Below are 21,800 nucleotides of genomic sequence, written 5' to 3' on the forward strand. Positions count from 1 at the left end.
GTCACGCCCGCAACCACCGACTCAACGACGCTGCCATGCGCATGGCCCAATCCGCGCTCACCGGAAGTATCGGCGCCCGCGCCTTCTACGACATGGGGTCCCGGTAGTAATGGCGCAAAAAACAACGAAGTTCGCGTAGTGCCTGGTCAGCGGCGATTTCTCGGTTCGGGCTGCGGGCCGGGGTGGTTGGTGCTTGGCTTGTCTGCCGATGAGGTTGGTCGGCGTGTTGGAGGCTGGGGTTCGTGGCGACGCGGGTATTCGCGGACGAGGAGTTGCAGCGCCTGCGGGAGTTCCCGGAGATCAGTCGTGAGGAGTTGTTCCGGTACTTCACGCTGACCCCGGCGGATCTGGCGTTTGTTGCTCCGCAGGGTAGGGGCCCTGCGGTCCGTCTGGGCCTGGCGGTGGCGTTGTGCACCTTGCCGTGGCTGGGGTTCGTGCCGGACAAGGTGCCGTCGGCGCCGCCGGTGGCGGTGGCCCGGCTGGCGGATCAGCTGAATATCGATGCAGCGCAGCTTCGTTCGTATGGCAAGCGGGCGCAGACGCGGACCGAGCATGTGCGGCTGGTGGCCCAGTATCTGGGGTGGCGGCCTGCCGGGGCGATGGAGTTGAAGGAGCTGGATGAGTTTCTGCTGGCGCGGGCGATGGAGCACGATTCGCCGACGCTGTTGTTCCGGCTGGCGTGTGAGTACCTGATCTCGGCGCGGGTGATCCGGCCGGGCCCGGAAACGGCGGTCCGCCGGGTCGCGCACGCTCGCACGCGGGCGCAGCGGGAGACCTACGACCGGTTGGCGCGCGAGTTCACGCCGCAGCGGTGTAAGGAACTGGATGCGTTGCTGGTCGTCGACCCGTCGATCGAGATGTCGCGGTTGCGGTGGTTGTCGACCGGCCCGGTGGAGGCGTCGGCGACCGCGGTGAAGGCCGAGGTCGAGAAGCTGGTGTTCCTGCGCAACCTGGGCGCGGATGAGCTGGACATGTCGGTGCTGCCGGCGGAGCGGCGGCGGTTCCTGGCGACGGTGGGCCGCCGCTTGACGGGCCAAGCCCTCGAACGCCGGGATCCGCAACGCCGCTACCCGATTCTGCTCACCGTGTTGGCGCAGTCGGCCACCGATGTGCTCGACGAGGTGGTGCAGCTGTTCGATCAGGCGATCTCGGCCAGGTTGAGCAAGGCCGAACGCCGGATGCGCGACGAGCTGGCCGAGCGCGGTAAGGCCGGAGAGGATCGGCAGGGGTTGCTCGACGACCTGCTGGCGATCGTCTGTGACCTGCAGATCCCCGACGAGGAGATCGGCGGCCTGATCCGGGGCGATCGGATCGGATGGGAGCGGTTGCGGGCCGCGGTCGCGCAGGCCAAGCCTCGGCTGCCGCGCGATCACGGGCACCTGGCCGCTCTGGACAGCTCGTACTCCTACCTGCGGCAGTTCACCCCGCAGGTGCTGTCGACAGTCCGGTTCGCCGGCGGCACCGCCGCGACCGAGCTGCTGATCGGGGTGCACATGCTGCGGGAGCTGAACGCGACCGGTACCCGCAAGGTGCCCGACGACGCGCCGACCGGGTTCGTGCCGACGAAGTGGCGCGGCTACCTCGACGAGGCCCGCAAAGCCGGTAACACCACCGCCTATCGGCACTACTGGGAGCTGTGCGTGCTGCTGGGGCTGCGTGACGGGTTGCGCAGCGGGGATGTGTTCGTGCCGGGGTCGCGCCGCTACGCCGACCCGGCCGCGTACCTGCTGACCCCGCAGGCGTGGGAGCCGCAGCGTGACGAGTTCTGCCGCCTGGTCGGCAAGTCCGCTGATCCCGCTCGCGCGCTGGCGACCGCCACCGACGAGCTCGACGCCGCTATGGGCGAGTTGGAGAAGGTGCTCGCCGGCGGCGACGGGCCGGTCCGTCTCGATGAGGCCGGTGACCTGGTGATCTCACCGCTGTCGGCGGAGGATGTGCCCGCGGAGGCGACGGCGCTCAAGGCCGAGCTGACGGAGATGCTGCCGTTCGCGCCGATCGTGTCGCTGCTGATCGAGCTGGACAAACGCACCGGCTACCTGGACTGCTTCACCCACGCCGGCGGCAAACAGGCCCGCAGCCCGGAGCTGAAACGCAACCTCATCGCCGTCCTGCTGGCCTACTCCACCAACCTCGGGCTGACCCGAATGGCCGAGGCGTCGGGCCTCTCCTACGACATCCTGGCCTGGACCAGCGAATGGTATGTGCGGGAGGAGACGCTGCGGGCGGCGAACCTGACGATCATCGACTACCACCAAAGGCTGCCGCTGACCCCGGTCTTCGGCGCCGGCACCCTGTCGTCGAGTGATGGGCAACGGTTCCCGACCCGCGGCAAATCGGTCACCGCCAGAGCGTTGAGCCGCTATTTCGCGAACGAAGGACTGAGCACGTATACCCATGTCACCGATCAGCACGCCACCTACGGCACCAAGGTCATCGTCGCGACGAGACGCGAAGCTCACTACGTGCTGGACGAAATCCTCGGCAATGCAACGGATCTGCCGATCACCGAGCATGCGACCGACACGCACGGCGTCACCCTCGTGAACTTCGGGCTGTTCGACCTGCTCGGATTGCAGCTCTCGCCCCGCATCCGGGACCTGGGCCGGATCACCCTGTATCGGGCGGCGCCTCGGGCCCAGGTGGAGTCCGCGTTCCCGCACGCCGGGCCGCTGCTGACCCGCAAGCTGAATCTGGATCTCATCGCCGAGCACTACGACGACCTGCTCCGGCTGAGCGGGTCGCTGAAGTTCGGGCACGCCACCGCGTCGCTGCTGGTCGGCAAGCTCTCCGCGTCGGGCCGGCAGAACGCCCTCGCGGCGGCGCTCAAGGAATACGGGGCGCTGCGGCGCACGATCTACGCCGCCCGGTACCTGTCCGACCCGGGCTATCGGCGCAAGATCTCCCGACAGCTCAACAAGGGCGAATCCCTGCACGCGCTCCGCCGCGACCTGCTCTACGCGCACGAAGGCGCCGTGCGCGCGAGGCACCTGGAGGGACAGACCGAACAGGCATGGTGCCTCACGTTGGCGACCAACGCCGTCATCGCCTGGACCACAGAGTATTACGGGCTGGCGACCGAACAGATGCGGCGGGCCGGGCGGCGCATCGACGACGAGGTGCTGACGCACATCTCCCCGGCCCACAGCGAGAACATCAACTTCTTCGGCGCCATCGAGGTCGACATCGACGCCGAACTCGCCCAGCTCGGCCCCACCGGGTACCGGCCGCTGCGCGTGCGGGACACCCTGTTCTGACCCGCAGCGCCGGCCCGGATCGGCGGCGGCGCGATCTAGCAGCAGGCGCTGGTTCCGGTGGTCGTGGTCGGGTCGGTGATCGCGTCGGCGAGGGGGCGGGCGAGCTGGTGGTAGGCGTCGGTGACCGGCAGCACCGTCATGCCTGGGAATTTCGCCTGCCAGTGGTGGGCGGCGTCGGAGGTGGCGAGGAACATCTGCGGGTTGCAGCAGGTGGCGCGGAGGTGACCGGGCTGGATCCGGTCGGGGTCGACGAAGGCCACCATCGCGGTGGCCGGTTCCAGGTCGCTGACCCCGGTGACGGGGTCGATGGTCAGGCGCACGGTGGTGCCCGTGATCGGGCAGTCGGATTCGATGCAGGCGGGTGCGCCGATGACGGCGGGGAAGATGAGGGTGTCGGGGGCACACCAGGTGTAGAGCTGGTGGCCACCGACGCTGAACCGGTGCGGGGTCGGGTTGAGGGTCAGGCCCCAGCCGACGATCCGGCCGGCCTCGTCGTATTCGACGTCGGCGCCGATCGGCGTCTGCGCGGGGTCGAGGTCGGGCACTCCCGCGGCGGCGGCGAGTTCGGTGACGGTGACCGGGGTGCCGTGGGCGAGCAGCCGCAGCGCGGCGCGCATCAGCGCCCGGTCCCGGCCGGCGGGCAGGATCTTGGCGAAAACGTCGGCAGTGAGGTTGTCGGTACTCATGGGATCGGACTCCTCGAGGGCGATCGGACAGTGACGGTGCCGACGGTAGGGTCTGTCCCCGGGGTGAGGGTCAAGCCCGTAGCTCGCATCCGCACGGGTCACCGGCCCAGCACAGGTCGTCGGTGGCCAGATGCGCACGGTGTGCGGTTTCGAAGGCGTCGATGCGGTCGAGGATCTGCTCGGCATCGGGCGCAGCCGCTGCCGCGACCGCTGCAGCAGCTCGGCGAGATGGGCGCCGACCGAACGGCCGTGGTCGTCACGGTCGGTGGAGGTGAGCTGGCAGATCTCGGCGATGGTGAGCCCGAGGCCGCGCAGCTCGCCGATGAACCGCACGCACCACTCCGCGTCGTCGGTGTAGAGGCGGTAGCCGGCCGGGCTGCGGCCCAGGGTGTAGATCAGGCCGAGGTCGGTGTACTCGCGCAGCGCCTTCACCGGCACCCCGGTGCGGGCCGAGAGGTCCCCGATCGTCATGTGTCCGTTCATCACTGCCTCCCGTCCGACGGCGTCAGCCTGCGCAGCAGGACAGTTTGGTGACGTCGGTGGTGAAAGTCTGCGCGGTCAGTTTCAGCGCTTCGGCCATGGTCAGGTACGGCGCCCAGGTGTGGGCGAGCCGGTCGACGGTCAGACCCGCGGTCATCGCATAGGTGGCGGCGGTGATCAGGTCCCCGGCGCCGTCGCTGAGGGCGTGCACGCCCATGATCCGGCCTGTGCCGGCTTCGGCGACGATCTTGACCAGGCCGCGGGTGTCCCGGTTGACCAGCGCCCGCGGCACGCTCGACAACCCCAGCACCCGGCACTGGCAGGCCAGCCCGGCCGCGGCGGCTTGCGCGTCGGTCAGTCCGACCGAGGCGATCGCGGGGCTGGTGAACGTCACGCGCGGCACCGTGGTGTAGTCCAGGACGCGATCGGCACCGGCCAGGGCGTTGTCGGCGACCAGGGTGCCCTGCGCGGCGGCCACGTACACGAACTGCGGATCCCCGGCCACGTCCCCGGCCGCCCAGATGCGCGGATTGCTGCTGCGCTGGCGGTCGTCGACCACGACCGCGCCCCGCTCGTCGACGGCGACGCCGACCGCATCCAGGCCCAGCCCGGCGGTGTTGGGGCGGCGGCCGGTGGCCATCAGCACCTGCTCGGCCCGCAGCTCGGTGCTGGCGCCGCCGCCGGTGCGCACGGTCACCACCTTGTGCCCGTCGTCGGCGAGGACCTTCTCGACGGTGGCGGCGGTGAGCACGTCGATGCGCTCGTGGGCGAAGACGGCCTCGAGCGCGGCCGAGATTTCCGGTTCCTCACCCGAGGTCAGCCGGCTACGCGCGATCACCGTGACCTTGCTGCCCAGGCGGGCGAACAGCTGGGCCTGCTCGAGCCCCACATAGCCCGCACCCACCACGATCAGCGACTCCGGCAGCTGCTGGAGGTCCATGGCGGTGGTCGAGGTCAGATACCCGGCCTCAACGAGGCCGTCGATCGGCGGAGCCCAGGGCGCGGCACCGGTGGCGATCAGATACTGGTCGGCCTCGATCACCCGTACACCGCCCTCGGCGCGCGCGACCCGCAGCACGGGTGCCTCGGCGCTGCCGTCGAACACCGCGGTGCCGGAGACGATCTCCCACCCGTAGTCGGCGGCCAGGTCGACATACTTCTCCGCCTGCAGCTGCCCGACCAGCGCGTCCTTGCCCGCGATCAGGGCGGGGAAATCCAGCGGCACCTCGGCGGGGGTGAGCCCGGGGAACCGGCCCGCCGCCTCGGCGGCGTGGCGGGCCTCGGCGGCGGCCAGCAGCGCCTTCGAGGGCACACACCCGACGTTCACGCACGTGCCCCCGACCGTCCCGCGCTCCACCATCACCACCCGTTTGCCGAGGTTGACCGCGGCGATGGCGGCGGCGAACGCCGCCGAGCCGGAACCGATGATCGCCAGATCGGCGCGGGAATCTGTCAAGGTCACGAGGGTGCCTCCTGGTCGGGCAACCGCTGAACCGACAACGGCTGCTATTCGTGTTGACGAATATCTACCGGAACCATATTATGCGTTTATCCGAATAGTTCAAGTCTCGTGGAGGCGATCCCATGGCCCGGTCCACCACCGCCACTGTCACCGTGCCCGGTGCCGAGTCGGCGTGTACGCATCTGGATACGACGGCGAAGTTTTTTCGCGCCCTGTCGGATCCGACCCGGCTCAAGCTCCTCGAATTCATCCTCGCCGGGGAGCGCACCTCCGCCGACTGCGTCGAACACGCCGGCATCTCGCAGCCCCGGGTGTCGGTACACCTGTCCTGCCTGGCCGACTGCGGGTATGTCCTCGCGCGCCGCGACGGGAAGAAACTGCGGTACTCCGTGGGTGATCCGCGGGTAGCTGACCTGGTGATGCTGGCGCGGTCGCTGGCGGCCGACAACTCCGCCGCGCTGGGCTGCTGCCCGCGCATCCCCGCCGCGGACGGTAGTGGGCGGCGATGAACACACCCGACAACAAGGCGATGAACACACCCGACAACGACTCGGGCGGGTTCGGTGGTCTGCTCGCAGTGGCCGGTGGCGTGCTGGTGATGGTCGCCTGCTGCGCCGGTCCCGCCCTGATCGCCGGCGGCGTGCTCGCCGGTCTCGGCGGTGTCTTGACCAGCCCGTGGCTGCTTGCCGCAGGCGTGCTGGTCGTGGCCGCCGCCGTCGGCTACACCCTGCGGCGCCGCGCCCGTAAGGCCACGGGGTGTTGTCCGCCCCGACCCGGATCCCCTCGGTCGGCTCCGGCCGACCGCGACCGGACGGAAACCCCGGCATGACCGTCTCGAACTCTGACACCCCGATGAGCGGTCGCGAGACCGCGCTGACACTCCCTCGCCCCCCGCACGAAAGGCCACTGTCCTCGAATGGCCACTCTGCCACGCTTTCGCCGCCCCGCCCTCGCCGCCGCCGCGCTGGCGCTGTCCGCAGCCCTGGCCCTCACCGGGTGCACCTCGACCGACACGACGGCGCAGGATCCGGTGGCGCCGGTGCAGGTCGACACCGTCACCGGCACCTCCATCAGCGTGCCCGGTGACAAGCCGACCGCGTTGTTCTTCTTCTCCGTCGGCTGCGGCGAATGCGTGGGCGGCGCGAAATCGGTGGCGCAGGCGGCCGGACAACTCGGCGACAAGGCGTCGTTCGTGCTGGTCGACATGGATCCGGGTGAATCCGCGCAGACGGTGGCCGGGTTCCAGGACTTCACCGGCACCCAGGCGCTGCCCGCCGTGATCGACACCGGCGCCACCCTCACCACACGACTCTCGGTGGCGTCGCTCTCGACGCTGGTCGTGGTCGATCCGGCGGGCAAGGTCACCTACCGCGCCACCGACCCGTCCGCCGACCAGATCACCACCGCACTGCGCGACGCGGGAGCGGCGTGATGGGCGGACTGCTGGCGCTGGCGTTCACCGCCGGGATGCTCGCCCCGGTCAACCCGTGCGGATTCGCGCTGCTGCCCGCCTGGATCACCCACACCCTCGGCGACACCACCACCGACGCGTTCCCGGTCCGCATGGCGCGCGCCCTGCGCGCCGGGACCGCGCTCACCCTCGGATTCGCGGGCACCCTCGCCGCGGCGGGCCTGGCCGGCAGCGCCGGCGCCCGCGCGCTCATCGCCGCGGCCCCCGCCTCGGCCTGGCCGTCGGCGCGGCGCTGGCGGTGCTCGGGCTGGTCATGCTCACCGGCCGTGGCCTTGGCCTGCGCCTGCCCCGCCGCGCTCAGCGCCCGCCCCGCGCATCGATGACCACCACCGGTATGGTGGCCGCCGGTGCCGGCTATGCGGCCGCGTCGCTGTCGTGCACCTTCGGGGTGCTGCTCGCCGTGATCGCCCAAGCCCAGGCCACCGCCGGATGGGCAGCGCTGCTGGTGGTGTTCGCCGTCTACGCCGCCGGGGCCGCGACGGTCTTGCTGCTGGTCAGCCTCGCCACCGCCGCGGCGGGCACCGCTGCCACCCGCTACCTCGCGGTGCTCGCCCGCCACGGCACCCGCATCACCGCCGTCGTGCTCGTCGCTACCGGCGCCTACCTCGTCTGGTATTGGTGGCCCGCCGCTATCGGCAGTACCGGTGGTGCCGCGATGGGCTCCACCGCCTGGTCCGCCGCGGTGAGCATCTGGATTCAAAACCACACCGGCACGGTCATCATTCTCGCCGTGGCGGCCGTGGCCGCCACGCTTGCCGCCACCGTCGTTGCCCGCAACACCCGGGCCCGACACCGCGACGCCACCCCCGACAACGACTGCTGCGCCCCCGCACCCGCCACAATCGAGGAGAAACACGCGCGCTGACCGCGCCGACCGGTCGACTGCCGTACCCCTTCCAGAGCGATTCGATCGAGGAAAGGCACCGAGCACATGAGCGAACGCTACGACACCCTGGTACTCGGCGGCGGCATGGCCGGCCTGCCGCTCGCGCTGCGCGCGGCCCGGCACGGCCGCGTCGCGTTCGTGGAGAAAGAACTGCTCGGCGGGACCTGCCTCAACCGCGGCTGCATCCCCACCAAGACCATGATCGCCTCCGCCGCCGTGGCGCACCAGGCGCGCCGCGCCGCCGAATTCGGGGTCCGCCTACCCGGACCGGTCACCGTCGATTTGGCCGCCGTGGTCGACCGCAAGAACACCATCGTCGACTCCATCCGCGCGGGCTCCTACCGCACCGTCGAGAAATCAACGGACCTCGACTTCTACCACGCCACAGGACATTTCACCGCACCCCGCACACTCACCGTCGACGGCACCGACCTGACCGCCGACCGGATCTTGCTGGTCACCGGCACCCGCAGCACCATCCCCGCCATCGACGGCCTCGACACCGTCCCCTACTTCACTTCCCGCACCCTGCTGGACCTCACCGACCTGCCCTCACATCTGCTCGTCGTCGGCGGAGGCTACGTCGGCTGCGAGTTCGCCCAAATGTTCCGGCGATTCGGCTCCGAGGTCACCCTCATCCAACGCGCCGACCGGCTGCTGCCCGGCGAGGACCCCGACATCTCCGCCGCCGTCAGAGAGGGCATGACCGCCGACGGCATCACCGTGCTCACCGGCACCACCTGCACCGCGGCCACCGGCACCACCGGGAACATCCGGCTCGGCTGCACCGGCAGCGAAGCCGACGACATCACCGGCAGCCACCTGCTGATCGCGACAGGACGCACCCCCAACAGCGACAATCTCGGCCTCGAGTACCTCGGTCTCGAACCCGACCCACAGGGCTTCCTCACCGTCGACGCCTCCCTGCGCACCGACGCCGAAAATGTTTGGGCGCTCGGCGATCTGCGCGGCGGGCCCATGTTCACCCACACCGCCCGCGACGACGCCGACATCGTCTACCGCACCATATTCCGAAGCCAGGACCGCACCACAACCGGGCGCATCGTGCCTCACGCGGTGTTCACCGACCCCGAAGTCGGCGCCGTCGGGCTCACCGAACCTGCCGCCCGCGCCGCCGGCTACGACGTCGTCGTCGGGCGCCAGGACTTCACCGGCGTCGTGAAAGCCCGCGCCATCGGCAACACCCGCGGCCTGGTCAAATTCGTCGCCGACGCCGCCACCGACCGTATCCTCGGCTGCCACATCGCCGGACCCGACGGCGGGAACCTCGTTCACGAGGCCGTCATCGCCATGACCACCGGCGCCACCTACACCCAACTCGCCCAAGCCATCCACATCCACCCCACCCTCGCCGAAGCGGTCAACACCGCCGCCGGCGGCGTCCACCGCGAAATCGGCGCATAGACACCCCATGAGCATCGCCCGGTACTCGGGTGAGGCCATTTTCCGACTGCCACGGATAACACCCTGTTATCTGTAGCATCATGACATCCGGCCTGCGCCGACTCCGCTCCGGCGGTGCGCGACGCGGACCTGTTATCTGCGGCAAGCCCAGTGAGGGAGGTACCACCGTGCCGTCCGGGATCACCGTCCGCGCCGCCGGCGACAGCTTCCTCGACTCGATCGGCTCCCCGAACACCCGCCGCGCCTACGGCATCGCCGTCGACAAGACCACCGCCACGCTCGGCGAGACCCGGCGGCTGGCCGACGTCGCCGACGATGAGATCGGTGAAACCCTCGAAACCCTGTGGGGCTCCTCAGCAGTCAACACCTGGAACGCCCGCCGCGCCGCGGTCGCGTCGTGGCTGGCGTGGTGCCGCGAGCACGGCCACACCGCCCCGGCGGTCCCGGCCTGGGTGAAACGCTCCACTCCACCGGACTCCACCACCCCGGTGCACTCGCGCACCGCGATCGACCGGCTCATCGCCCGCCGCGACATCGACCTCCGGGAGAAGACGCTGTGGCGGATGCTCTACGAAACCTGCGCCCGCACCGAGGAACTGCTCCAGGTCAACATCGAGGACCTCGATCTGGCCGGGCGGTGTTGCCCGGTGAAGTCCAAGGGCGCCAAGCCCCGCACCCGCCGCCGCGGTGCCACCTACCACGAGTACGCGCACGAGCTCGTGTACTGGGACGCGGGCACCGCCCGGCTCCTGCCACGCCTCACCAAGGGCCGCACCCGCGGACCGCTGTTCGTCACCCACCGCCGACCGGGCCCCGGAAAGGCCGCCGCCGACCGGGACATCTGCCCCGACACCGGGCTGGCCCGGCTGTCCTACGGCCAGGCCCGCGCCGTGCTGGATGCCGCCACCGCGACGAATGGGCCCGGCACCGGTTGGGATCTGCACGAACTTCGGCATTCCGGCCTGACGCATCTCGGCGAGGCCGGTGCCAGCCTGGTGGAGCTGATGGCCAAGTCCCGCCACCGCAAACCCGAGAACCTACGCCGCTACTTCAAACCCTCACCGGCAGCCATGCGCGGCATCACCAGCCTCATCGGCCCCGACCGCAGCCACCGATAGCGGCCACCAACAAGAGCGTCCGTCTACCCGCTGACCAGGCACTACGCGAACTTCGTTGTTTTTTGCGCCATTACTACCGTGACCCCGACATGCACAGAGCCAACAAGAAATCTCATTCCCAAGCGCTCCGCGTCCTGGCCAACCGGCTCATCGGCATCCTGCACGGCTGCCTCAAAACCGGGAAACCCTACGACGAAACCACCGCCTGGGCACACCGCAACGACCAAGCCGCTTGACAACTTGGACCCCTGGGATGTCTTCGAGGCTCCTCGCTTGCGCTCGTCGCACCTCGGCCGGCGGGGTCCACGCTCAGTGGGACAACCCGGAGTCCTTGCTGCCGTAAGCATCTCGCAGCTTGGGTTTGACGACCTTGCCGCCGGCGTTGCGGGGTAGCTCGTCGATGATGACCAGATCCTTCGGATGCTTGAATCGCGCGAGGTTCTCGTTGAGAGGGATTCGAGATCATTCAACGTCAGATCGTCGACGCCATCGGCGAGCACGACGACCGCGACCGGTACCTCGCCCCATTTCTCGTCGGCGCGCCCGATGATCGCGGCCTCGGCGATCGCCGGATGGGCGTAGAGGGCGTTCTCCACCTCCGCGCAGTAGATGTTCTCGCCACCGGAGATGATCATGTCCTTGGCGCGGTCGACCACGTACAAGAAGCCCTCGTCGTCCTGACGGACGAGATCGCCGGAGTGAAACCAGCCTCCGCGGAAGGCGTCGGCGGTGGCCTGCGGATTCTGCCAGTAGCCGACCATGAGATTCGGTCCGCGGTAGACGATCTCGCCGACTTCGCCGGGTGCCACGTCGTTCATCATGGGGTCGACGATGCGGGCCGTCACCGCGGGCACGACCTTGCCGACGGATCCGATCTTGCGCAGCGCATCCTTGCCCTCGAGGATACACGTCACCGGGGACATCTCGGTCTGGCCGAACGCGGTCATGTTGAGTGCCTGCGGGAAGGTGTCGTTCATCGCGTTGAGCACCGTGTCTGATGCGGGCGCCGCACCCCAGCTGATCGTGTGCAGTTTGAGGTCGCGGGGCCGGGCCGCTTGTGCGGCACAGATGGCCTGCCACTGAGCCGGCACCATGAACACCGACGTCGTGCCCTCGCGTTCCATCGTGTCGAGCATGGTGTCGGCGTCGAACGCACCGAGGGGGTGGATCACCGCCCGCACACCTCGATACAGCACCGGCGCGAAGCCGGCGATGCCTGCGATATGGAACAACGGCGGCACGATCGAGGCGACGTCGGCGTCGGAACCGCCCTGCTGTGCAGTCGCGATGGTCGTCACGGCCTGCGCTTGCAGATTCTGATGGGTCAGCATGGCGCCCTTGGGTTTACCGGTGGTACCCGAGGTGTACATGATGAGCGCGACGGTGTCCTCGGGGACGTCGACCTCGGGCAGGTCCGAGGCATCCTCGGCGAGGATGGTCTCGTAGTCCAGGTGTGCCGGATCGTCGCTGCCGTCGACGACGATGACGTTGTCGATGCCGCCGGTCGACGCACTCACCGCGCCGGCGAGCGGCGCGAGCAACCGCTCCGTGAGGATCACCCGGGCACCGCTGTCGGTGACGAGATAGCCGACCTCGGCCGGACTCATCCGGATGTTCACCGGCACCGGGATGGCGCCGATCAGGTTGGCCCCCAACACCGCTTCTACGTACTCGGTCCGATTGAGCAGGGCCATGAGGATACGGTCGCCGAAGCGCACTCCGCGACGGTGCAGCGCGGCCCCGAACGCACGAGACCGGTGTTCGAGATCGCGCCAGGTGGTGGCGTGGTCGAGGTAGGTGATGGCCGTGGCGTCGGGGGTCATGAACGCGTGACGGCGGACCTGGTTGTTCCAATGGTTGCGGCGCGAACGCATCGGTTCGGTCACCAGGTCGCTTGTCGTGTCGACAGTGGCGGTCATTGCCATCTCCCCTTAGTCCCAACTCGCGGGGTGCCGCACCATCGCGGTCCCCGCCTACTGTGTGATCGAGGTACTTGTGTCCTCGATCACACAGTAGGTGGACGGGCTTGGGTTTCGCCGGGGATCGGGCGTGCTCAGGAGATCGAGGCGTGCGCTCCCGAATCCGACCACGCTGTGCTGCTCTGGATCGCGCCGATGATCCTGGGACGCAACTCGGCCGCGCGGATCACCGCGTCGACCGACCCGACCTCCACCGCGCGTTGGATGCTGTGCACCGCGTCGAACTCGGCAGCGACCTCACCGATCTTCTCCGCGCGGACCGTCTGCCGGGTGTCGGCGAGCTCGGCACCGAGCTCTGAGCGGTCGACACCGGTCGCACCCGAAAGCTGGGACTCCAGTTCGCGCACCCGCGGATCTGCCGCCACACGCTTGCCGACCTCACCGGCGAACACGACGGCGGCTGCCGGGGCGCCACCGAGCACCGACGCGAACGAGCCCTCGATCGCCAGCACGGTCATGTTGGGATTGAGCGCCTTGGAGAACACCACGAAGGCACCGCCGTGATAACGCGAGATCACGCAGAACACGATCGGCCCGCGGAAGTTCACGATCGCGCGACCGATCTCCGCGCCGTACTCGAGCTGCAGCTTGCGCAACGACTCCGGCGAACCGTCGAAGCCCGACAGGTTGGCCAGCACCACGAGTGGCCGGTTGCCAGAGGCGACGTTGATCGCGCGTGCCGCCTTCTTGGACGACTGCGGGAACAGAGTACCCGCGGTGTAGGTATCGGGTCCGTCCGTGGGTGTGTAGCCACGACGCTGCACTTCCTTGGACTCGATTCCCAACAGACACACCGGGATTCCGCCCATGTGCACGTCCTGGACGACGGCGGTCTCGGCGTCGGCCATGCCGGCCCAGCGTTCGAGTACCGCGTGGTCCTGGTCGGCCACGGCGCGCATCACGGTCCGGATGTCGAAGGGCTTCTTGCGATCCGGGTTGGTCGAGCTGGCGAAGATGTCGCCGACCTTGGTGAAATCGCTGCCCGCCAACACATGCGGATAGTCGGAGATGTCGCGTTCGGTGGGGTCGCTGGTGAGCGACCGGCGTGGGGTCTGCTCGCCCGGCACGACGAAGGTGTGGTCGTAGTGCGACATCAGGATGTCCCGGGCGGCACCGAGATTCGGTGCCCAGTACTGCGCCTGACCGTTGGGACCCATCACGCGGTCGTAGCCGCCGATGCCGAAGTTGTCCTCGGCCGAGACACCACCGGAGAAGTCCAGCGACTGCTTGCCCGTCAAGACCATCGCCGAATCGGGGGTCATCACGAGGATTCCCTTGGTGTGCATCAGCATCGTGGCCTCGGCGTTCCAGTACGGCTGGGCACCGACGTTGATACCGGCGACCACGATGTTGATCTCGCCACCCGCCTGGGTGAACTCGACCACCCGCTTGAGCGCGCGCGCCACCGAGTCCATGTTCTCGGTACCGGAATCCATCGAGATCCGGGCACCCGACGACAACGCGTACCACTCGAGCGGAACCTGCATCTGCTCGGCGAGGTCGAGAGCCGCGATCACACGGCTGCACTCGGGCTCCGACAGCGCGCCCAGCGACTTGGTCGGGTCGCCGAGGAGCACGACTCGGGTGACGCCTTCCTGGTACTTCTCGGTTGGCGTGGTGATCACGCCGGCCACGATCGCGGCGGTGTTCTTGCCCCGCGGGCGTTCGACGGGCACCAGGCGCTGCTCGGCGTCGAGGTCGTACTCGGCGAAGTCGCCGAGCAACCCGACCAGCTCGTAGGGGTAGATGGCGTTGCGGCGAGCCGCACTGAGCACCTTCTGCCGGTACTCGTCGACCGGCTCGATCGGATCGGACGTCGCCTCCCCGACCGTGACATCGATGCCACCGGTCGGCTTCACGGTGAAACGCACCGACACCTTGTTCAGCGCACGCGTCTCCGGAACCCGTCGTCGGGCGATCAGCTGGACTTCTTCCAGACCGACGCCGGAGGTGATGCCGCGGATGTGCGAGCCGATGGTGTACAGATCCTCGTCGCTGACATCCATCGGCGGCCAGATGTACATCACGATGCGGTTGGTGTTCGCGGTGCGTCGCGCGCCGCGCTGGGCGCGTCGAATCGAGTCGACGCACGACGCGAGCGTCGTCTCCGCGGACGGGATCGTCAACAGACGGCCATCGCTCTCGCGCAGTGCGGTCAGGTCGCGGATCTGTGCGAAGGCGATCAGACGGTCGTCGGACGGGTTGTCCTTGGCCACACAGCGGAACAGGTACACCTCTTCGTCGTCCGCGGACGGCAGGCGGGTGATGTCGAACTTGTGCAGCCGCTCGAGCTGCATCCGCTGCGCGATGTAGGGATGCAGTCCGCGGATGAGTCGTTCTTCGGCCATTCCGGTGGCGGATGGGCGGAAGGTGATGTGGTGGTGCATCCGAGCGTCGCCGCTGCCTGCCACCGTGATCGTCACCCGATGGACCCGGTTGGGTAGCGACGTGGACGCGATGATCTCGTGCAGGGTGCCGGCCATCGCGTCGAAATCGTCGGGCTGTTGCTCCCAGCTGAGGTAGATGTCGGCGTCGACCGGTCCGGTCGCTCGGGCGAGCTCGCCCAGGCCGGCGATGGTGTCACCGAGCTGGTCGAAGTCCACAGCGGCCGAGACGAGGTTGAAACCGTCCCGCTCGGCGATCACGAAGGATGCGCCGCCGAACTGTTCGGTGCGGATCCCCGACAGACCCTTGTTGCCGTAGTAGCGGCGGGTCAGGACCTCGAGCATGACCGAGTTGTCGGCGCTGCCGCGCACGATCCGCTGGCCCAGGATGCGCACCAACGGTTCGGTCGAGCCGACCATCTCGGCGATGCGGTCGGCCCGATCCGGAGTGGTCGGGTTCTCGTCGAGGTAGCGCAGCTGCTTGCGGACGTCGTTGTAGACCCGTGCTCGGCTGCGACGCAGAAGCGGTTGCCCGTACCAGGCGTAGACGACGCCGCGCGCGAGGTCGGCGATCGCCGGGAAACGCACCTGCGAGGCGGCGACGAGCCGGTCGAGGGCACCTCCGATCCGATCGCGCAGTTCGTCGCGCGGTGTGGGCTCCGCCAGCCACTCACGCAGCAGCGCCGACATCACCGCGACCGAGTCGGCCGGGTTCTGCAGGGCGAGGAAGATGCGGAAGACCGCCGCCTCCAACTCAGGGGTCCGGTCCAGTTCGGTGACACCGTAGTGCGCGAGCGCCCGGCCGAGCTGATTGTGGAATGCCTCGGGAAGTCCGTCCCGCTCGACGTCGAGGCTCTGCAGATAGGTGTGGAAGTTCTCCCGGGCGCTGTGCACGTGTTCGATGCCGAGGTCCTGGCCCGACGGACGGTTCTGACTGAGCTCGGCCAGATCGGCGAAGACCGTGATCAGCTCCAACTCGTCGGCCAGGGGGCGTCGGCCACTCTCCAGCGCCGCGTGGCGGACGGTGAGGTAGTCGTCGAGGGGACGATGCGGGTCCTGCGGGTCGACGTCGTAGCCCAGCAGCTGACTCCGCAGATCCTCCTGCGTGCGCGTGGTGCGTTCGTGCGGTTCGACGTCGGTGGGTTCGGCGGGCAGCGCGATGTCGACGGCCTCGTTGACCTCTTCGGCCGGTTCGTCGTCATCGTCGTCGGCCAACGGTTCGAGCCGAAGCAGGGTCGCACCGGTCTCGACCTGGGTGCCGACCGACACCAGACATTCCTTGAGCCGCGATCGCACCGGAGCACGCAGCACGGTTTCCATCTTCATGCTCTCGAGCACGAGGACCGGAGCACCGGCCTCGACCTCGGCGCCGGCTTCGAGCGGGGTGGCGACCACGAGCGCCGGGGCGGGCGATCGGACGACGCCGCCTTCATCGCGGCTCACCCGGTGGGTGACACCGTCGACGTCGATCAGGTGCACGGGACCGTGGGTGTCGGTGACGAGGCGGTAGCGCACGTGGTTCACGACCATTTGTGCCGCATGCTCGTCGAACCGTTCGAGGTCGACGTCGGCCGTGTGTGTTTCGGCACCGGCCTCGATGGCGATCCGGAAGCGGTGCGCGCCGATCCGGGCGACGCGAACGCGGTAGGTGACGCCGCGGAGTTTGAGATCGAGTGGTGCGCCACTGTCGTGCTGAACCTGCGGCCGGCCGCCGGCGGCGGTGGACAGCAACCGCTGCCGCTCGACCGACTCGCCCTCCTCGTAGGCGTCGATGGCCGCGGCGGCCAGCGCGATCGCCGAATGCCGGTGTGCGACGAGTCCGCCTTCGGCGCGGACCCGGTCGATCCAGCCGGTGTCGGCGCTGCCGTCGATGACGGCGGGCTGATTGAGCAACTCCAGCACAAAGCTCTTGTTGGTTGCGCCGCCCTCGATGATGACCCGCGTTTCGGCCATTGCCCGGCGCAGGCGACCGAGTGCCTCGTCGCGGTCTCGGCCGTAGGCGATGATCTTGGCGATCATCGAATCGAAGTCGGCAGGGATGGTGTCGCCCTCGCTGACACCGGTGTCGACCCGGATGCCGGGTCCCGCGGGCAGCTCGAGGCGGGCGATGCGACCGGGTGACGGCGCGAAGTCGCGGTCGGGGTCCTCGGCGTTGAGGCGGGCCTCGATGGCGTGTCCGCGTTCGGTGGGCGGTTGGCCTTCGAGCCGTCCGCCCGAGGCGACGTGCAGCTGCGCCCGCACCAGGTCGATGCCGGTGGTGACCTCTGTGATCGGGTGCTCCACCTGAAGACGGGTGTTCACCTCGAGGAATGCGAACAGCTTCTCGCCCGGGTGATACAAGAACTCCACCGTCGCGGCACCGCGGTAACCGACGGCCACCGCGAGGCGCTCGGCCGACGACTTCAGGTCGGCCACCTGCTCGGGCGCGAGGACCGGCGATGCCGACTCTTCGATGATCTTCTGGTTGCGACGCTGCACCGAGCAGTCACGCACGCCGAGGGCCCACGCGGTGCCCTGACCGTCGGCGATGACCTGAACCTCGACGTGGCGCGCGCCCGTGACCAGGCGTTCCAAGAACACGACTCCGCTGCCGAAGGCTCGTGACGCTTCGTCCCGGGTGCGTTCGTAGGCGTCGACGAGGTCGGCGTCGTTGGTCACCACACGGATGCCGCGTCCGCCGCCTCCGGCGGTCGCCTTGAGCATGAGGGGGTAGCCGATCTCGGCGGCCGCGGCCTTGGCCTCGTCGACGGTGTCGACGGCGCCACGACTCCACGGCGCCACCGGCACGCCGACCTCCTCGGCGATCAGCTTGGCGCCGATCTTGTCACCGAGCTTGCGCATCGCCTCGGGCGATGGTCCGACGAAGGTGACGCCGATCCGTTCACACAGCTCTGCGAAGAGTGGATCCTCGGCGACGAAGCCCCAACCCACCCACGCGGCGTCCGCGCCCGACTCGAGCAGTGCGCGCTCGAGGACCTTGAGATTGAGGTACGGCCGCGACGCGGCGGGACCCAGGTCGTAGGCGAGGTCGGCCTCACGGACAAAGGTTGCCTCGCGGTCGACGTCGGTGTGCAGCGCGACGACCTCGATCGGAATACCGGTCTCCGCGGACAATCCTCGGACGGCATGGATCAGTCGCATGGCGGACTCACCGCGGTTCACGATGGCGATGCGGGTGAACATGGCCGGGTCCCTTCTCTCGTTCGTCAGGTCGGCGAATCACGCGCCGAGGGCGGACCCGGACGATTGTTTCGAAGATTTTTCGTACGCGCGAGTACGGTCCCGGCGACGTGTGTCGGGAGGACACATGTCGCCGGGACCGGTACGGCGAGATTCGACGACTATGCCGCGAGAAGGTCGTCGATCTGGTTGATGGCTCCAGAGGAGCCTTCGAGGACGCCCATGTCGAGGACCTTCTGTAGGTCGTCGGCGGAGGCGTAGGTGCTGACATAGGTTGCGACAGTGCGGCCGTCGTGCTCGGAGAAGGTGTAGTCGCTCGTCGACACCGGCATCGAATCGACCGGATTCAAGTCGCCGTCGGCGAACCCGTCGGTGAATCGGAAGCCACTGGGTTCGTCGACGGAGATGATGTCCATGTATCCGCCGAACTTATCCCCTTCCGGGCTCGTCATGTAATACGTCACACGACCGCCCGGACGGAAGTCATGGTCGACGACGGTCGCCGGGTAGGTGGGCGGTCCCCAGATCTTCTCGAGCTGACGCGGGTCGGCGTAAACCTGCCATATCCGGCTTCGGGGGGCCGCGAATTCGGCGGTGATGGTGATGGTGAGTGTGTCGATGTCGTGGGCGACGCTGGTGACCGGCATGGGTCAGTCCTCCTGAGTGGGGTCGGTGGCGATCAGTTCGTCGATGCGGGCAATCCGGCCGCGCCAGACCTGCTCGAGTTCGGTGAGCATGTCCGAGACCGCACGTACCGCGGACACGTCACCGCTCGCGATCTGCTCGCGACCGCTGCGCCGCTTGTTGAGCAGTCCGGCGCGTTGGAGCACGGCGACGTGTTTCTGCACAGCGGCAAAGCTCATGTCGTACTTGGCCGCCAGTGCCGTGACCGAATGCTCCCCCGCCAGCACGCGCCGCATGATGTCGCGGCGGGTGCGGTCGGAGAGTGCATGGAACAGGGCGTCGGCCCGGTCCTCATCCGCTTCGCTCACCGTTCCAACATACAACCAATTGGTTGTATGTTGTCAAGCCCTCGATCGCAGAAGCCCGGCTATCGTGACTCGTGGGAACGTGCCGCCACCCGTCTCGGCGCGGCGCGGTTACCGGTGGGTAGGACCCAACGTTCGGCACGATTCGACCCACAACGAGATACTGGTAGCGCCGAGACGCTCGGACGCATGCGATCCATGTGGTGAGTGAAGAGAAACCGGAGACAAAGGCGGGTTATGAACGCGAAGCAGCCGACCATCATCTACACCCTGACCGACGAGGCGCCGATGCTGGCGACCTACGCCTTCCTTCCGGTCATCCGCGCATTCGCCGACGCGGCCGACATCAACATCGAGACGAGCGACATCTCGGTGGCCGCCCGCGTGCTGGCCGAGTTCGGTGACTACCTCACCGAAGAACAGCGGGTGCCCGACAATCTGGCCGAATTGGGACGGCTGACCCAGGATCCTGACACCAACATCATCAAGCTGCCGAACATCAGCGCGTCGGTCCCCCAGTTGCTCGCCGCCATCAAGGAGCTGCAGGGCAAGGGATACAAACTCCCCGACTTCCCGGGCAGCCCCAAGACCCCCGAGGAAGAAGAGATTCGGACGCGTTACACCAAGTGTCTGGGCAGTGCGGTCAATCCGGTTCTGCGCGAAGGTAATTCCGATCGTCGGGCCCCCAAGGCGGTCAAGGAGTACGCGCAGAAGCATCCGCACAGCATGGGCAAATGGTCGATGGCGTCGCGCACCCACGTCGCCCACATGCGTCACGGCGACTTCTACCACGGCGAGAAGTCGATGACGGTCGACGGCGACCGTGAGATCAAGATGGAACTGGTCACCGCCGACGGCGAGACGATCGTGCTCAAGCCGAAGGTGTCGCTGACCGACGGCGACGTCATCGACAGCATGTACATGAGCAAGAAGGCGCTCATCGAGTTCTACGAAGAGCAGATGGAAGACGCCTACAAGACCGGCGTGATGTTCTCGCTGCACGTCAAGGCGACGATGATGCGCGTCAGCCATCCGATCGTGTTCGGGCACGCGGTGCGGACCTTCTACAAGGAGGCCTTCGCCAAACACGGTGAGCTCTTTGATGAGCTGGGCGTCAACGTGAACAACGGTCTGTCGGATCTGTACAGCAAGATCGAGTCGCTGCCCGCGTCCAAGCGCGAGGAGATCGTCGACGATCTGCACAAGTGTCACGAGCACCGGCCCGAGTTGGCCATGGTCGACTCGGCGCGCGGCATCACCAATTTCCACTCCCCCAGCGACGTCATCGTCGACGCCTCCATGCCGGCGATGATCCGGGCCGGAGGCAAGATGTACGGCGCAGACGGCCGCACCAAGGACACCAAAGCGGTCAACCCGGAATCGACCTTCTCCCGCATCTATCAGGAGATGGTCAACTTCTGTAAGACCAACGGGGCCTTCGATCCCACGACGATGGGTACGGTGCCCAACGTCGGCCTGATGGCACAGAAGGCCGAGGAATACGGTTCACACGACAAGACATTCGAGGTACCCAAGGCCGGAACCGCAAACATCACCGACCTGAAGACCGGCGAGGTGCTGCTCACCCAGGAGGTCGAGGAGGGCGACATCTGGCGACTGTGCATCGTCAAGGACGCACCCATTCAGGACTGGGTCAAACTGGCCGTAACCCGGACCCGTGAATCCGGCATGCCGGTTGTGTTCTGGCTCGATCCCTACCGTCCGCACGAGAACGAGCTGATCGCCAAGGTGCACAAGTACCTCGAGGATCATGACACCGACGGTCTCGACATCCAGATCATGTCGCAGGTTCGGGCAATCCGGTACACGATGGAGAGGCTGATCCGCGGCCTCGACACGATCTCGGCCACGGGCAACATCCTGCGTGACTACCTGACCGACCTCTTCCCCATTCTCGAGCTCGGTACGAGCGCCAAGATGCTCTCGATCGTGCCGCTGATGGCGGGCGGCGGGCTCTACGAGACCGGCGCAGGCGGTTCGGCACCCAAGCACGTCAAGCAGCTCCTCGAGGAGAACCATCTCCGTTGGGATTCGCTGGGTGAGTTCCTCGCGCTGGCAGTCAGTCTCGAGGATCTCGGGAAGAAGAACGACAACCCGAAGGCCGAGATCCTGGCGAAGACGCTCGACGCGGCCACCGGCAAACTGCTGGAGAACGACAAGGGACCGTCGCGCAAGGTGGGTGAGATCGACAACCGCGGCAGCCAGTTCTACCTCGCCCTGTACTGGGCGCAGGCGCTGGCCGAACAGACCGACGACACCGACCTGCAGAAGCACTTCGCACCGTTCGCCGAGTCACTCGCCGCGAACGAGGACGCCATTCTCGGCGAACTCAACGGCGCACAAGGCGAAGCCGTCGACATCGGCGGGTACTACTACCCCGACGGCGATCTGCTCAAGAAGGTGATGCGCCCGAGCACCACCTTCAACGAGGCGCTGGACGCGGTTCAGTCCTGACCTGAAGAGAT

At 67.9% G+C, this 21,800-nt stretch carries 14 protein-coding genes and 2 pseudogenes; 10 read left to right on the forward strand and 6 right to left on the reverse strand.

Annotated features, from left to right (window positions below; all coding sequences use genetic code 11):
* Positions 1-242 precede the first annotated feature (242 nt).
* Complete coding sequence (locus tag ACWDTF_RS11925) at positions 243-3,254, forward strand: Tn3 family transposase (protein WP_355279876.1); 3,012 nt, start codon at positions 243-245, stop codon at positions 3,252-3,254.
* A gap of 35 nt (positions 3,255-3,289) precedes the next feature.
* Here ACWDTF_RS11925 and merB read toward each other — a convergent pair whose 3' ends face one another.
* Positions 3,290-4,411, reverse strand: coding sequence for an organomercurial lyase MerB (gene merB, locus ACWDTF_RS11930; RefSeq protein WP_017681707.1), 1,122 nt, complete (start codon positions 4,409-4,411; stop codon positions 3,290-3,292).
* A gap of 34 nt (positions 4,412-4,445) precedes the next feature.
* Complete coding sequence (merA, locus tag ACWDTF_RS11935; RefSeq protein WP_005195274.1) at positions 4,446-5,882, reverse strand: mercury(II) reductase; 1,437 nt, start codon at positions 5,880-5,882, stop codon at positions 4,446-4,448.
* A gap of 122 nt (positions 5,883-6,004) precedes the next feature.
* Here merA and ACWDTF_RS11940 point away from each other — a divergent pair, with 122 nt between their 5' ends.
* The 8 genes and pseudogenes from ACWDTF_RS11940 to ACWDTF_RS11975 form a co-directional block, all read left to right on the forward strand.
* Positions 6,005-6,391: an ArsR/SmtB family transcription factor gene (locus ACWDTF_RS11940; protein WP_004018626.1), complete on the forward strand. Its 387-nt coding sequence runs from the start codon at positions 6,005-6,007 to the stop codon at positions 6,389-6,391.
* Positions 6,388-6,711 (forward strand): hypothetical protein, encoded by a 324-nt coding sequence (locus tag ACWDTF_RS11945; protein WP_005180211.1) that lies wholly within the window; start codon positions 6,388-6,390, stop codon positions 6,709-6,711. Before ACWDTF_RS11940 ends, ACWDTF_RS11945 begins: the two co-directional genes overlap by 4 nt.
* Positions 6,712-6,798: 87 nt before the next feature.
* The gene (locus ACWDTF_RS11950; protein ID WP_005180213.1) at positions 6,799-7,314 is read left to right on the forward strand and encodes a TlpA family protein disulfide reductase; all 516 of its coding nucleotides are present in this window, start codon (positions 6,799-6,801) and stop codon (positions 7,312-7,314) included.
* Positions 7,314-7,676, forward strand: coding sequence for a hypothetical protein (locus ACWDTF_RS11955; RefSeq protein ID WP_355273372.1), 363 nt, complete (start codon positions 7,314-7,316; stop codon positions 7,674-7,676). The genes ACWDTF_RS11950 and ACWDTF_RS11955 overlap by 1 nt, the downstream gene beginning before the upstream one ends.
* Complete coding sequence (locus ACWDTF_RS11960) at positions 7,673-8,218, forward strand: cytochrome C biosynthesis protein (RefSeq protein WP_235194085.1); 546 nt, start codon at positions 7,673-7,675, stop codon at positions 8,216-8,218. Before ACWDTF_RS11955 ends, ACWDTF_RS11960 begins: the two co-directional genes overlap by 4 nt.
* 66 nt (positions 8,219-8,284) lie before the next feature.
* Entirely contained in the window at positions 8,285-9,664 is a 1,380-nt protein-coding gene (locus tag ACWDTF_RS11965) for a dihydrolipoyl dehydrogenase family protein (RefSeq protein WP_005206419.1), read from the forward strand.
* Positions 9,665-9,831: 167 nt separating this feature from the next.
* Complete coding sequence (locus tag ACWDTF_RS11970) at positions 9,832-10,782, forward strand: tyrosine-type recombinase/integrase (protein ID WP_005195278.1); 951 nt, start codon at positions 9,832-9,834, stop codon at positions 10,780-10,782.
* An 86-nt stretch (positions 10,783-10,868) separates the two neighbouring features.
* Positions 10,869-11,018 (forward strand): annotated as a pseudogene (locus tag ACWDTF_RS11975) (IS110 family transposase); the annotation flags it as partial.
* Positions 11,019-11,091: 73 nt separating this feature from the next.
* Here the strand turns inward: ACWDTF_RS11975 and fadD5 are convergent.
* The 4 genes and pseudogenes from fadD5 to ACWDTF_RS11995 all read right to left on the reverse strand — a co-directional run bounded on the left by fadD5 (position 11,092) and on the right by ACWDTF_RS11995 (position 19,317).
* Positions 11,092-12,701, reverse strand: a pseudogene (gene fadD5, locus ACWDTF_RS11980) (fatty-acid--CoA ligase FadD5).
* Between the two features lie 134 nt (positions 12,702-12,835).
* Positions 12,836-18,328: an ATP-binding protein gene (locus tag ACWDTF_RS11985; protein WP_355273362.1), complete on the reverse strand. Its 5,493-nt coding sequence runs from the start codon at positions 18,326-18,328 to the stop codon at positions 12,836-12,838.
* A 158-nt stretch (positions 18,329-18,486) separates the two neighbouring features.
* Complete coding sequence (locus tag ACWDTF_RS11990; RefSeq protein WP_240857232.1) at positions 18,487-18,972, reverse strand: SRPBCC family protein; 486 nt, start codon at positions 18,970-18,972, stop codon at positions 18,487-18,489.
* Positions 18,973-18,975: 3 nt separating this feature from the next.
* A complete protein-coding gene (locus tag ACWDTF_RS11995) occupies positions 18,976-19,317 on the reverse strand; it encodes an ArsR/SmtB family transcription factor (RefSeq protein WP_240857233.1) in 342 nt (113 codons plus the stop codon).
* A 234-nt stretch (positions 19,318-19,551) separates the two neighbouring features.
* On the opposite strand from ACWDTF_RS11995, the gene ACWDTF_RS12000 reads away from it, so the two are divergent.
* Positions 19,552-21,789, forward strand: a complete 2,238-nt coding sequence (locus ACWDTF_RS12000) for an NADP-dependent isocitrate dehydrogenase (protein WP_240857234.1) — start codon at positions 19,552-19,554, stop codon at positions 21,787-21,789.
* Positions 21,790-21,800 lie beyond the last annotated feature (11 nt).

This window comes from Gordonia sp. NPDC003422 (assembly GCF_053588675.1).